Annotated in this window: 14 protein-coding genes and 1 pseudogene; 2 read left to right on the forward strand and 13 right to left on the reverse strand. The window is 65.9% G+C overall.

Going from position 1 to position 13,321, the window contains the following annotated elements; genetic code table 11:
* Positions 1–27 precede the first annotated feature (27 nt).
* The 8 genes from sucD to ASE13_RS01805 form a co-directional block, all read right to left on the reverse strand.
* Positions 28–912, reverse strand: coding sequence for a succinate--CoA ligase subunit alpha (gene sucD, locus ASE13_RS01770; RefSeq protein WP_056610595.1), 885 nt, complete (start codon positions 910–912; stop codon positions 28–30).
* Positions 913–963: 51 nt separating this feature from the next.
* The gene (locus ASE13_RS01775) at positions 964–1,254 is read right to left on the reverse strand and encodes a GIY-YIG nuclease family protein (RefSeq protein WP_056610598.1); all 291 of its coding nucleotides are present in this window, start codon (positions 1,252–1,254) and stop codon (positions 964–966) included.
* A gap of 51 nt (positions 1,255–1,305) precedes the next feature.
* Positions 1,306–2,268: a malate dehydrogenase gene (gene mdh, locus ASE13_RS01780; protein ID WP_056610601.1), complete on the reverse strand. Its 963-nt coding sequence runs from the start codon at positions 2,266–2,268 to the stop codon at positions 1,306–1,308.
* A gap of 170 nt (positions 2,269–2,438) precedes the next feature.
* Entirely contained in the window at positions 2,439–4,280 is a 1,842-nt protein-coding gene (locus ASE13_RS01785; protein ID WP_056610604.1) for a glycoside hydrolase family 2 protein, read from the reverse strand.
* A 30-nt stretch (positions 4,281–4,310) separates the two neighbouring features.
* On the reverse strand, positions 4,311–5,423 hold the full coding sequence (zapE, locus tag ASE13_RS01790; protein ID WP_056610606.1) for a cell division protein ZapE: 1,113 nt from the start codon (positions 5,421–5,423) through the stop codon (positions 4,311–4,313).
* Positions 5,420–5,872 (reverse strand): PaaI family thioesterase, encoded by a 453-nt coding sequence (locus ASE13_RS01795; RefSeq protein WP_056610609.1) that lies wholly within the window; start codon positions 5,870–5,872, stop codon positions 5,420–5,422. The genes zapE and ASE13_RS01795 overlap by 4 nt, the downstream gene beginning before the upstream one ends.
* On the reverse strand, positions 5,869–6,651 hold the full coding sequence (locus ASE13_RS01800) for a succinate dehydrogenase iron-sulfur subunit (protein WP_056610611.1): 783 nt from the start codon (positions 6,649–6,651) through the stop codon (positions 5,869–5,871). Before ASE13_RS01800 ends, ASE13_RS01795 begins: the two co-directional genes overlap by 4 nt.
* A gap of 81 nt (positions 6,652–6,732) precedes the next feature.
* Entirely contained in the window at positions 6,733–7,065 is a 333-nt protein-coding gene (locus tag ASE13_RS01805; RefSeq protein WP_235536809.1) for an ArsR/SmtB family transcription factor, read from the reverse strand.
* Between the two features lie 101 nt (positions 7,066–7,166).
* On the opposite strand from ASE13_RS01805, the gene ASE13_RS01810 reads away from it, so the two are divergent.
* Positions 7,167–7,910, forward strand: a complete 744-nt coding sequence (locus tag ASE13_RS01810; RefSeq protein WP_056610614.1) for an SDR family NAD(P)-dependent oxidoreductase — start codon at positions 7,167–7,169, stop codon at positions 7,908–7,910.
* Here the strand turns inward: ASE13_RS01810 and ASE13_RS01815 are convergent.
* The 5 genes from ASE13_RS01815 to sdhC form a co-directional block, all read right to left on the reverse strand.
* A complete protein-coding gene (locus ASE13_RS01815) occupies positions 7,907–8,485 on the reverse strand; it encodes a ClpP family protease (RefSeq protein ID WP_056610616.1) in 579 nt (192 codons plus the stop codon). The genes ASE13_RS01810 and ASE13_RS01815 overlap by 4 nt on opposite strands.
* Positions 8,486–8,523: 38 nt before the next feature.
* A complete protein-coding gene (locus ASE13_RS01820; protein ID WP_056610620.1) occupies positions 8,524–9,483 on the reverse strand; it encodes a C13 family peptidase in 960 nt (319 codons plus the stop codon).
* A gap of 326 nt (positions 9,484–9,809) precedes the next feature.
* Positions 9,810–11,612: a succinate dehydrogenase flavoprotein subunit gene (gene sdhA, locus ASE13_RS01825; RefSeq protein ID WP_056610623.1), complete on the reverse strand. Its 1,803-nt coding sequence runs from the start codon at positions 11,610–11,612 to the stop codon at positions 9,810–9,812.
* Complete coding sequence (sdhD, locus tag ASE13_RS01830) at positions 11,612–12,001, reverse strand: succinate dehydrogenase, hydrophobic membrane anchor protein (protein WP_056610626.1); 390 nt, start codon at positions 11,999–12,001, stop codon at positions 11,612–11,614. Before sdhD ends, sdhA begins: the two co-directional genes overlap by 1 nt.
* Positions 11,994–12,422: a succinate dehydrogenase, cytochrome b556 subunit gene (gene sdhC, locus ASE13_RS01835; protein ID WP_200955545.1), complete on the reverse strand. Its 429-nt coding sequence runs from the start codon at positions 12,420–12,422 to the stop codon at positions 11,994–11,996. Before sdhC ends, sdhD begins: the two co-directional genes overlap by 8 nt.
* Before the next feature lie 198 nt (positions 12,423–12,620).
* On the opposite strand from sdhC, the pseudogene ASE13_RS19625 reads away from it, so the two are divergent.
* Positions 12,621–13,321 (forward strand): annotated as a pseudogene (locus ASE13_RS19625) (chemotaxis protein); the annotation flags it as partial.

Consider the following 13,321-nt stretch of genomic DNA (forward strand, 5'->3'; position numbering starts at 1 on the left):
CTCATATAGGCGTGCGAGCGCAGCAATTTACCCCTTGAGCACTTCGACCAGCGTCGAGCCGAGCTCGGACGGGCTGGCGGCGACGCGGATGCCGGCGGCTTCCATCGCCGCGATCTTGCTCTCGGCATCGCCCTTGCCGCCCGAGACGATCGCCCCGGCATGGCCCATGCGACGGCCCGGAGGCGCGGTGCGGCCCGCGATGAAGCCGGCCATCGGCTTCTTGCGGCCGCGCTTGGCCTCGTCGATCAGGAACTGCGCGGCCTGCTCCTCGGCGTCGCCGCCGATCTCGCCGATCATGATGATCGACTTGGTCGCGTCGTCGGCGAGGAAGAGTTCCAGCACGTCGATGAAGTTGGTGCCGTTGACCGGATCGCCGCCGATGCCGACCGCGGTGGTCTGGCCGAGCCCGGCGTTGGTGGTCTGGAACACCGCCTCATAGGTGAGCGTGCCCGAGCGCGACACGACACCGACCGAACCCTTGGAGAAGATGCTGCCGGGCATGATGCCGATCTTGCACTCGCCGGGAGTGAGCACGCCCGGACAGTTCGGGCCGATCAGCCGCGACTTCGAGCCCGACAGCGCGCGCTTGACCTTGACCATGTCGAGCACCGGAATGCCTTCGGTGATCGTGACGATCAGCGGGATCTCGGCGTCGATCGCTTCGAGGATCGAGTCCGCGGCGAAGGGCGGCGGCACGTAGATCACCGACGCATCGGCGCCGGTCTTCGACTTGGCCTCGGCCACGGTGTTGTACACGGGCAGGCCGAGATGCTCGGTGCCTCCCTTGCCCGGCGTGACGCCGCCGACCATCTGCGTGCCGTACGTCAGCGCCTGCTGGGTGTGGAACGTGCCGGTCTCACCGGTCATGCCCTGGGTGATGACCTTGGTGTTCTTGTCGACGAGGATGCTCATTCCGGCTCCTGATACTTTCCTTGTTCCCCTGCGAAGGCAGGGGCCCAGACCCTAAAACAAAGACTCGAACAGATCGTCCCAGTCCGGATTCATCGTTTCAATCTCGCGCAGCTTCCACAGCCGCTTCCATTTCTTCATCTGCAATTCGCGCGCTCTGGCAGCTTCGATCGTATCGTGCGCCTGATACCAGACGAGCAGTTTGCAACCATGTTCTTTGGTGAAGCCCTCGATCAGGCCGTTGCGATGCTGATACGCCCGTGCGGGAAAATCGCTTGTCGCGCCGATATAGATCGTTCCGTTGCGGCGGCTCGCCATGATGTAGACGTAGCCGGGCTTGCTCACCGTATCGTTTCACCTTTCCAGTCTGGGCCCCTGCCTTCGCAGGGGAACAGGTCAGCCGAGCGAGCTGTCGATGCCCTTGCACGCTACCAGCAGTTCCTTGACCGCGTCGACCGAGACCGTAAGGTTGGCCTTGGCTTCGTCGTTAAGCTTGATCTCGACGACCTTCTCGACGCCGCCGGCACCGATGATCACGGGAACGCCCACGTACAGGTCGTCGACGCCGTACTGGCCGGTGAGGTGCGCCGCGGCGGGCAGGACACGCTTCTGGTCGTAGAGATAGCTCTCCGCCATCGCGATGCCCGAAGTGGCGGGCGCGTAGAATGCCGAGCCGGTCTTGAGCAGGCCGACGATCTCGCCGCCGCCCGAACGGGTGCGCTGGACGATCGCGTCGATGCGCTCCTTGGTCGAGAAGCCCATCTCGATCAAATCGGGGACGGGGATGCCCGAGACGGTCGAATATTCGATCACCGGGACCATCGTGTCGCCGTGCCCGCCGAGCACGAAGCTGGTGACGTCCTTGACCGAAACCTGGAATTCCTCGGCGAGGAAGTGGCTGAAGCGCGCCGAGTCCAGCACGCCGGCCATGCCGACGACCTTCTGGTGGGGCAGTCCCGAGAATTCGCGCAGCGCCCAGACCATCGCGTCGAGCGGGTTGGTGATGCAGATCACGAAGGCGTCGGGAGCGTTGGCGGCGATGCCTTCGCCGACTGCCTTCATCACCTTGAGGTTGATGCCCAGCAGATCGTCGCGGCTCATGCCCGGCTTGCGGGCGACGCCGGCAGTGACGATGATCACATCGGCACCGGCGATGTCGGCATAATCGTTGGTGCCGGTGATCTTCGCATCGAAGCCTTCGACCGGGCCGCACTGGCTGAGATCGAGCGCCTTGCCCTGCGGCACGCCTTCGACCACGTCGAACAGGACGATGTCGCCCAGGCCCTTGAGTGCGGCGAGGTGCGCGAGCGTACCGCCGATGTTACCGGCGCCGATCAGCGCGATCTTCTTGCGGGCCATGGAATCTCCTCAGCGTAATCGAGCAGCCGCGGACGCAGTCGTGCGCCTGCGAAAACGGGGGCGGCTTAGGCCCATAATAGAGCCGCCGCAACCCGAGTCTCGCAAGGATCGGGGATTATCTTTGCAACTAATTCGCAACTGCAATAAACGTAGCCGCGTGCCATCGCGGGTCAGCGTGCGGACCCGGCGCGGCGGCGATATTCCTCCGCGAGCACATGGAACGCCTGTTTGCGGGCTCCGGTTTCCGAGATCAGTCCCTTGCGGTTCCAACCCTGCTGGAAAATCGGATGCTGGCGTCGCGGCGAACGGAAATCCTTGAGCAGCCACGGGCTCAATCCGACGGCGAACGGCACCTTCGCCGTCATCGCCAGCGTCTGGCGGTAGTATTCGGCCTGAAATTCCTCGCTGAACTTGTGCGGCTGGGCGGCTGCGTCGTGATAGCCCGCCTGCGCGTCGGCGCCGAATTCGGAGAAGATCAGCGGCTTGGCCACGGTCGTGCGCCATTCGATGTTCGGCACATCGGCCAGCGCATCGGGCGTGTACCAGCCGCTATAGGTGTTGACCGCCAATATATCGAGATCGGCGGCGAGCGGGTCGTCGATCGTGCTGACATTGCCCTTGCGGCCGCTGAGCAGTGCGGCGGTCACCAGCCGGCTGTCGTCGAGCGTGCGGACATCGCCGATCAGCGCGCGCAGGAACGCATTGCGCGCATCGTTGATCGGGGTCTCGTTGCCGACGCTCCACAGGATGATCGAGGCGCGGTTGCGATCGCGCAGGATGTTCTCGCGTAGCATGGTGCGCGCGGTGGCGAGCGTCTCGGGGTTGGCCCAGTCGACGCGCCAATAGACCGGGATCTCGCTCCACACGAGCAGGCCGAGCTCGTCGGCCATGCGCGTCATCACTTCGCTGTGCGGATAATGGGCGAGCCGGACGAAATTGCCGTTCAGGCCTTGCTTGATCTCGGTGAGCAGCGCGCGGGCCGCGGCGGGCGTGATCGCGCGGATCGGATTGTTGCCGAGTTCCTCCTCGTGCATCGATATGCCGCGCAGGAAGACCGGCTTTCCGTTGAGCAGGAGGTCGTTCCCGCGCACTTCGACGGTGCGAAACCCGACCCGGTCGACCAGCGTGTCGGCGCCGGCCTCGAATTGGACGTCGTAGAGCGTCGGCGTTTCGGGCGACCAGCGCCGCAGCCCGCGCGGCGCCGCCGCGGTGCCGGTCCAGCGACCTTCGGCGTCGGTACGGCCTTCGAGAGTGAGGCCGAGGCCAGCAATGCGCACGCGCACCGGCGCATTGCCGGCGCCCGGACCATCGAGCTTCAGGTTCGCCTTGATGCGGCCTGCGGCGTCGAGCCGGATCCAGGCGTCGTCGACGAAGGTTTCCGGAACGGTCACGAGCTGGACCGAGCGCGTGATCCCGCCATAATTCTCCCAGTCGGTGACCGGAGGCGGCACGTCCGCATCGCGCCGTTCGGAATCGACGCCGACGGTGATCTGGTTGCTCCCCGCGCGGAGCAGCCCGGTGACTTCGAAGGCGAAGGGCGTGAACCCGCCGCGATGCGTTCCGACCGGCTTGCCGTTCAGATGGACGTCGGCGGCATAATCGACTGCGCCGAAGCGGAGGAATGCGCGCTTGCCCGGCGCGAGCGCCGGCATTTCGAAAGTGCGCTGATACCAGACGAGGCCGTTATAATAGCGCATTTCGGGCGCGTGCCCGATCCACGCGCCGGGAAGGTGCGCGACGGGCGAGCGCTGCATGTCGAATTCGAACAAGGCGGTGGGCTGGCGCGCGGCGACATCGGCCTGGACGATATCCGCCCAGCGATTGCTGCTCGATCCCGGCCCGCCGCCATGGAAACCCGATTTGCCGTCGCGATAGGGATCGATCGACCAGTGCCATGCGCCGTCGAGGCTCTGCGACGGACGCATATCGGCGCCGGCGAGCGTCACCTGGGCGAAAGCGGGAGGAGCGAGGAACAGCACCAGCAAGGCCAGCGCGCGCGACAACAGCTTCATCCTGCACTCTCCCTTTATCGTGACGCGACCCTAATGCTCGCCATGGCCCTCGGCCAGATATTCGTCCGAGGCCATTTCGTGGAGCCGCGAGGCGGTGCGCTCGAATTCGAAAGCACCGTCGCCGGCGATGTAGAGGTCGTCGGGCTGCGCGTCGGCGGCGGCGAGCAATTTCACCCGGTTCTCGTAAAGCGCGTCGATCAAGGTGACGAAGCGTGCCGCCTCATTGCGGTTCTCCGGGCCCAAGCGCGGAATGCCGACGAGGATGACGGTGTGGAAGCGGTGCGCGACCGCGAGATAATCGGGCGCGCCGCGCGCCTCGCCACAGAGTCGCTTGAACGAGAAGACCGCGACGCCCTTTACGCAGCGCGGCACATGGATCTCGCGGCCGCCCTGCACCGGCAGATCGCAGGACGGAACGCGCGCGGCATCCTCGACCGGATAGTCGGTCAGGCGGAAGAAAGCGGCGGAGAGCTGGGCAGTGGCCTCGGGCCCGTTGGGGACGAGCCAGGTGTCGATGCTGCCGAGGCGGTCGAGCCGATAGTCGACCGGACCGTTGAGCGGCAGCACGTCCATCTTGCCTTCTATCAGCGCGATGAAGGGCAGGAAGAGCTGGCGGTTGAGCCCGTCCTTGTAGAGCGCGCCCGGCGCGCGGTTCGACGTGGCGACCATGGTGAGGCCATGGCCCATCATCTCGGTGAACAGCCGCGAGAGGATCATCGCGTCGGCGGGGTTGTTGACCACCATTTCGTCGAAGGCGAGCAGCCGGATATCGTCGACCAGCGCTTCCGCGACCGCGACCACCGGGTCCGCGGTGTTCTTCTGTCGTTCGGCATTGAGGCGTTGATGCACCTCGAGCATGAATTCGTGGAAATGGGCGCGGCGCTTGCGGCGGATGTCGACGGTGTCGAACAGCAGGTCCATCAGCATCGACTTGCCGCGGCCCACGCCGCCCCACAGATACACGCCGCGCGGCGGCTCGGGTGCCCGGCCCAGCGCGCGCCAGAGGATGCTGCCCTTCTTTGGAACCGCTTCGAGTTCCTGCGCGAGGCGATCGAGCCGCTCGGCGGCGGCCGCCTGTTCGGCGTCGGCGCGAAGCTCGCCCGCCGCGACCAGCGCGTTGTAGCGGGAGAGGACTTTGGTCACTTCTGCGACGGCTTCCGGATCGTGCCGAGGAAGCTGGCGACCATCACGTCGTCTTGCACCACCACTCCGCGCAGGAAAAGCAGCCGGCCGGTCTCGCGGAGCAATTCCACATGCGCTTCCGTGGCCACGCCGATCGCACCGCCGGTGATGAACTGCACTGACATGTCGAGCGTCGATGCGGGGCCGCTCAGAACGCCGAAGCTGCGCCCCGCGGCGAACAGGGCCATGTCGATAAAGCCGGCGAGCGCGCCGCCATGGATATGATCGCGCAGATTCGAGTGTTGGTGGGCGAACGTCGTGCGCACCCGCGCGACCTTGCCGTCGAGCTTTACCGACAGCGCGCCGATGAAGCTGTTGAAGCGCCCCTGGTCGAGGATCTGCCAGCGCTTCCAGCCCGGCAGGTCGGGATCGTCGTCGTAACGGAAATGCGTCTCGGCGAATTCGTTCAAAGGGCGCGCTCGGCTTCCATCTTCTTGATCTCGGCGATCGCCTTGGCCGGGTTCAGACCCTTCGGACACACGTTCGCGCAGTTCATGATCGTGTGGCAGCGATAGAGACGGAACGGGTCCTCGAGCTGATCGAGCCGCTCGCCGGTCATCTCGTCGCGGCTGTCGGCGAGCCAGCGATAGGCCTGGAGCAGGATCGCCGGGCCGAGGAACTTGTCGCTGTTCCACCAATAGCTCGGGCACGAAGTCGAGCAGCAGGCGCACAGGATGCACTCGTACAGGCCGTCGAGCTTGTCGCGCTGCTCGGGGCTCTGGAGGCGTTCCTTGCCTGAGGGCGTGGTCGACACGGTCTGCAGCCACGGCTTGATCGAGGCATATTGCGCGTAGAAATGCGTGAAATCGGGGACGAGGTCCTTGATCACGTCCATGTGCGGCAAGGGCGTGATGCGGATGTCGCCCTTGATGTCCTCGATCGCGGTGGTGCAGGCGAGGCCGTTGCGCCCGTCCATGTTCATCGAGCACGAGCCGCAGATGCCCTCGCGGCACGAGCGGCGGAAGGTCAGCGAGCTATCCTGCTCGGACTTGATCTTGATGAGGGCGTCGAGGACCATCGGGCCGCACGCGTCGAGATCGACTTCGAAATTGTCGTAGCGCGGGTTCTCGCCGCTATCGGGATCGTAGCGATAGATCTTGAACTTCTTGACGCGCGTGGCGGACGCGTCGGCCTTGTGGTCCTTGCCCTTGGTGATGCGGCTGTTCTTGGGCAGGCGGAAATCGGCCATTCCTGAAGGTCCTTACACGCGGTTTTCGCAAGCGCGGCTATGCCTTTCGCCTCGCGAGTGCAACCCCGTAGGCGCGCGCGATCAGGCCCTGTTGGCGAGAATCGAGTCGAGAAGCCCGGGAAAGCGCGCGTCGAAATCGGCGCGGCGCAGGCGATTGATGCGTTCGCGCCCCTCTGCCGAGGTCTCCACCAGACCCGCGGCGCGGAGCACGTTCAGGTGATTGGAGATCGTGCTCCTGGGGGTGCCTTCGACACAGGAGGTGCTCGCGTTGAGGCAGGGGCATTGGACGAGCCGCGCGACGATCTCCAGCCGCAGCGGATCGGAGAGCGCGTGCAGCGCCGCGGCGAGGCTCACATCCTTGAGGTCGGGGTGCACGAGGCGATCCATCGCACCGATATAGGAATTCTTCGTCATTTCCATAATTCGGAAATATTGAACTATATTCCTGGCACCCCAGATCTGCGTCCGTCCCGGCAGCCGGCGCCTCGATCGGCTGGGGACCGGAGATTTGGAACATGTCGAAGAAACTCGCAGGCAAGCGCGCGCTGGTCACCGGCGGATCGCGCGGAATCGGCGCGGCGATAGCGAAACGGCTGGCCGCCGACGGCGCCGATGTCGTGATCACCTATGCCGGCAACCATGACGGGGCGAAGGCCAGCGTCGCGGCGATCGAAGCCGAAGGCGTCAAGGGCAAGGCGATCCAGGCCGATGCTGCCGATGCCGAGGCGGTGCGGCGCGCGGTGGACGAGGCGGCGGCGGCGCTGGGCGGGATCGACATCCTCGTCCACAATGCCGGCGTCGCGGAATTCGCGCCACTTGGTGACGAATCGCTCGAAACCTATCGCCGCGTCTTCGGCGTCAATGTCGAAGGCGTGCTGGCGGGGACGGTCGCGGCGCTGCCGCATCTGAGCGACGGCGCGCGCGTGATCCTGGTCAGTTCGGTGAGCGGCTTCACCGCGGGCTTTGCCGGGAACAGCATCTACGGCGCGAGCAAGGCCGCGGCGTCGATGTTCGCCAAGGCCTGGGCGCACGATCTGGCCCCGCGCGGCATCCTGGTCAATGCGATCCAGCCGGGCCCGGTCGGCACCGACATGAACCCCGATGAGGGCGAGTTCGCCGATCAGATCCGGGCATTGACCGTGCTGAAGCGCTATGGCCGGCCCGAGGAGATTGCCGGCGTCACGTCGTTCCTTGCGAGCGAAGACGCGTCGTACATTACCGGCGCGACCATCGACGTGGGCGGCGGCATCTTCGTCTAGATCACGTCCAGCACGAGGCCGAGGTCGCGCGCCTCCTCGGCCTCGATATACCAGTTCGACGGCGCGCGCTTCCGCACCTCGTCGAAGGCGATCTTCGATCCGGCGACGAGGGCGCGGAAGCCTTCCTCCTCGATACGGACCGATTCCTCGATCTCGTGGAGATTGGCCTTCAATCCGACGACTACGCTCTTGAGTGGCCCCGACAGCTCGACGGTCTTGGTGAGGATCCGCTCGTGGATCATGATCCGCGTGCCGCGCGTCAGGAAGCGCTTGTCGGTGGGGAAGCTCGCCATGAAGGTCGCGCCCGCGGAATAGACTGCGACCTTGCCGAGGAAGAGCGTCTCGCGCCCGGTATATTCGCGCAGCAGGCGGAGCTCGTCGCCCATCAGCCGCGCCACCTCGGGATCGCCGCCCAGCGTCGAGATTGCGACCACCAGCGGGCCCTCGGTCGGTGCGTCGGCGAGCTGTTGGCGGAAGCTCGCGTACATCGAGTGGTCCACGGGACCGTGCAGGATGATGTGCGGCTGGCTGAGTAGCGGATAGCGCGTGGCGCGGTTTGCGGGCGTGTCGGTCATCGCCTGCGCAACAACCGCGGTCGGCCGGGGTTCCGCCGTCAGGGCTTGAGCGCGTCGGTCGCCGGGGCGCCGACGGGCGCGGTCGCCACCTTCGGCATCCGCGCTTCGAGCGGGACGAGCCACGCCTCGACGCCTTCGCCGACGGTCGCCTGCGGGTTAGACGACGGCAGCTGGTTCGCCATCTCCCAGCCGCTGATCATCTCGCGCGCCTCGATGAGCGCATCGTCGAGCGGCTGGGGCTTGCGCAGCGCATGGTTGACCAAGGCGTCGCCGAAGAAGGTCCAGTCGTTCTCCGCCTTGCAGCCGAACGATGTGCGATCGGAGGCGGCGGCGGTGAGCAAGGCAGTGTTGTCGTTCGACAGCACCGGCACGAAGATCCCCGAATAGCAGGCCGAGAGGATCAGCAGCCGGTTGCGGATGCCGAGCTCGTCGAGGATCGCGGCGAGGCGGGCCGGGGAGAGCAGGCCATAGCCTTCGTCGCCGTCATGATAGGCGATGCCGACCTGCGCGCCGTGGCTGGTGAGATAGAGGACCAGCACGTCCTGGCGCTTGTCCATCAGTTCGGCGACGCGGGCCAGGCCCAGGGTGAGCGCTTCGAGGCTGCCTGCAGGGGTGTCGGCGCCGCGAGCGAGCAGGAAGGTGCGGCCGGCGGCATCGTAGCGCCGCGCGAGCACCTTGGCGGCCTCGCGTGCCTCCCGGCCGAATACCGGATCGCTGTCGAGCGCCGCCGACACGACATAAGCGTCGATCTGGCCGGGGCGCTGCGGCTGGAGCGCTTCGATTGCGCCGGCGAGCTTGCGGCGGTCGGCGAGCAGCCATTTCGCGGAGCGCCCGCGCTCGAGCTGCGGGCCCTGTTCGAGCGCCTCGGCCATCTCGCGCTGGTTCGTGCCGCCGAGGATCTGGGGCCATTCCTTGGTATGCTGGACTTGCGCCGTTGCGGGAGCGGTCGTCAGCAACGCGGTCGCGATTGCCAGAACCCGCACGAACGAAGAACGCATACGCTTGCCCCCGATTGTTGGGGACAATCTTGTGTGGCGGGGCGCGAAGTCAAGCGGGGCGCAGGCCAAATCGCCTCCACACACGATGGCTCGACGTTCCATTACTGTCGCGCACCTTGATTCATCCAGGCGAGCGGCTGCGCGACAAGATCGGGGTAGAGCGGTTTGAGAATGCGACCTGACGCTGCCGATTTTTCGAACGTCGCCCCGGCCTTGTGCCGGGGTCCACTGCGCTGAGCGCGCAGTCTTCTCGTCTCTTGCTTTCCGCTTGCCGCCCGGTGGACCCCGGCACAAGGCCGGGGTGACAAGCGGGTCAGTAAGGCGTTCTAGTACACCCGCTTCTTCGGCTTGATGTACTCGATCTCGTCGGTGAGCGTGTAGTCGTGGACCGGGCGGTAGTCGATCGCGACACCGCCGCTTTTGCCGCCCCAGCCGTCGAACGTGGCGACGGTGTGCTTCATCCAGTTCGCGTCGTCGCGGTTGGGGAAATCCTCGTGCATGTGGGCGCCACGGCTTTCCTTGCGGTTGGCGGCGCACTGGATCGTCACCACGGCCTGGCTGATCAGGTTGTCGAGCTCGAGCGTCTCGACCAGATCGGTGTTCCAGATCAGCGAGCGGTCCGAGATGCCGACGTCCTGGAAGCCCTGATACACCGCGTCCATGTGCGTGACGCCTTCCGCCAGCAGCGCGCTGTCGCGGAACACGGCGCAGTGGCGCTGCATCGTCTTCTGCATGTCGGCGCGGATCTGCGCAGTGGGCCTGGCGCCCTTGGCGTTGCGGAAATGGTCGAGGCGGGTGAGCGAAAACTCTTCCGAATTCGCCGGCAGCGCGTCGTGCTTGGTGCTCGGCTTGAGGATCTCCTTGAGGCGGAGACCGGTGGCGCGACCGAACACGACGAGATCGATGAGGCTGTTCGAGCCGAGGCGGTTGGCGCCGTGGACCGACACGCATGCCGCTTCGCCGACCGCAAACAGGCCGGGGACGACGCTGTCCGGGTTGCCGTCCTTCAGGTGGACGACTTCGCCGTGATAATTGGTCGGGATGCCGCCCATATTGTAATGGACGGTGGGGACCACCGGCAGCGGCTGGCGGGTCAGGTCGACGCCGGCGAAGATCTTGCCGGTCTCGGTGATGCCCGGAAGCCGCTCGTGCAGGATCTTCGGGTCGATATGGTTGAGGTGAAGGAAGATGTGGTCCTTCTCCTTGCCGACGCCGCGGCCTTCGCGGATCTCCATCGCCATCGAGCGGGCGACGACGTCGCGCGAGGCGAGGTCCTTGGCGCTCGGGGCATAGCGCTCCATGAAGCGCTCGCCTTCGGAGTTGGTCAGATAGCCGCCTTCGCCGCGCGCGCCTTCGGTGATCAGCACGCCGGCGCCGTAGATGCCGGTCGGGTGGAACTGGACGAATTCCATGTCCTGCAGGGCGATCCCGGCGCGCAGCGCCATGCCGTTGCCGTCGCCGGTGCAGGTGTGGGCCGAAGTCGCCGACTGGTAGACGCGGCCGCCGCCGCCGGTGGCGAGCACCACGGCATGGCTGCGGAAGCGGTGGATGCTGCCGTCTTCCATGCACAAGGCTATCACGCCCCGGCACGCGCCGTTCTCCATGATCAGGTCGAGTGCGAAATATTCGACGTAGAAGTCGGCGTCGTACTTCAGGCTCTGCTGATAGAGCGCGTGGAGCATCGCATGGCCGGTGCGGTCGGCGGCGGCGCAGGTGCGCTGCACCGGCGGGCCTTCGCCCATATTCTGCATGTGGCCGCCGAACGGGCGCTGGTAGATCGTGCCGTTCTCGTTGCGGCTGAACGGCACGCCGGCATGTTCGAGCTCATAGACTGCGGCGGGCGCCTCGCGGACCATGTATTCGATCGCGTCCTGGTCGCCGAGCCAGTCGGATCCCTTGACCGTATCGAACATGTGCCACGACCAATGGTCGGGCGAGTTGTTGCCGAGGCTCGCGGCGATGCCGCCCTGCGCCGCCACGGTATGCGAGCGCGTCGGGAACACCTTGGTGATGCACGCGGTCTTCAGGCCGGCCTCGGCGCAGCCCATCGTCGCGCGCAAGCCCGAACCGCCGGCGCCGACGACGACGGCGTCATAGGTGTGATCGATGATCTTGTACGCAGCTGGCATCAGAGCGGCGCTCCGGCAGTGAAGGCGACCTTGAGGATCGAGAAGATCGCGAGAGTCGCGGTGGCGATGGTGAAATACTTCAGCAGGAGGAGCAGCACGAAGCGCGTGTGATCGTGCTGATAATCCTCGATCACCACGGTGAGGCCGTGATGGAAGTGATAGAAGACGCTGACGACGAGCAGGATCAGCGGCACCGCGGCGAGGGGCTGGACCAGCCAGCCGGTGATCGTCGCATAATCATAGGCCGGCAGCAGTGCGAGCGAGATCAGGAACCACAGGACGAGGATCAGGTTCGATCCCGCGCTGATCTTGTGGTGCCACCACGCATCGGCGCCCTCATGCGCCGAGCCGAGCCCGCGGACGCGGCCGATTTCGGTGCCGTCACCCATTGCTCTTCTCCAGCAGGATCACCCAGAAAATGGCGGTCGCGACGATCGCGAACACGAAGGTCGCCAGCGCCGAGCGCTTGTTGACGCCGAGCTCGAATGCCGCGCCGGTATCGAGGAACAGGTGGCGCACGCCGGATGCCATGTGCTGGAAGAACGACAGGGTCAGCCCGACGCCGACGACGTAGCCCACCACATTGAGCTTGCCCGAGCTCACCGTGAACAGGTCGACGAACGCGGCATAAGCGGCCGCTCCCGATGCCATTGCGCTCAGCCACCAGACGAGCAGGATCGTTCCCACGGTCGCCATGCCGGAGCCGGTGGCGCGATGAACGATCGAGACCGCCATTGCGGGGCCCCATTTCCATATGGACAGATGCGGCGACAGCGGTCGCGCGGGGTTGCGGACGTTGGCCAAGGGCATTCCTTTCGGGTCGACGCCGCTTCCTTAGTCCGGGATGCAACGGATGCAAGTCGCGAAGCGCAGAGAGCCCGGGTCCTAACTCCCCCTTAACCAATCTCGCGCCATAGCAATCGCGAGTGTTGGTCCGTGCGTCCGCGGACCGTCCAAGGGGACTCTTTGACTGTGGCATCGACCAAGGACCTGCCGGCACCCGGCACGATGAGCGCCAAGATCGACATTCGCGCGCGGCTGCGCGTGTTCGACGTCGAGGGGTCGCTGGCGCGTTCGAGCCGCGAAGCCTGGGAAACGCTGGAGCCCGAAATCCATTCGGTGTCCGAGGCCTATTGGCAGCAATGGCTCCATTGCTTCGCCGACGAGCGCAATTGGGCGACCGACGATACCGCCAAGATGATCGACGTCGGCGTGGTGTTCCTCAAGAACCGTTTCCTCGATCTGCAGGGCAATGCCTGGGTCGAATCGATCGAGCGCTCGGTCGCCGCCGCCTATGACGCCGACGTGCCGCCGATGGCCTTGCTGTCGATGATCAGCGCCAGCGACCGCGCCGCGCTGCAGGTGCTGATGCGCCGCCTCGGTGCGGACAATAGCCGGCTCGCCGCGTTGATCGACACGCTGATGCGGCTCTCCGCGCTCGAAGGCGACATCACCGTCGAGCTCTACAACATGTACCGCGAGCACAGCTCGCAAAAGGCACGCGACCGGCTCGCCGCCGAATTCCGCGATTCGATCGGCATGACCGTCGAGAGCGCCTCGCGCGAAGGCGATCAGCTCCGTATCCAGGCAGTGCATACGTCGGCATCGGCGCGCGGCATGCTCGGCAAGGCGAGCGAAGTCGCCGCGGCGGCCGAGCAGTCGGCGGTGGCGATGCGCGAAGCCGCGCAGACCGCCGCGGGCCTGATCCG

This window comes from Sphingomonas sp. Root241 (assembly GCF_001428865.1).
Taxonomy (GTDB): domain Bacteria; phylum Pseudomonadota; class Alphaproteobacteria; order Sphingomonadales; family Sphingomonadaceae; genus Sphingomonas.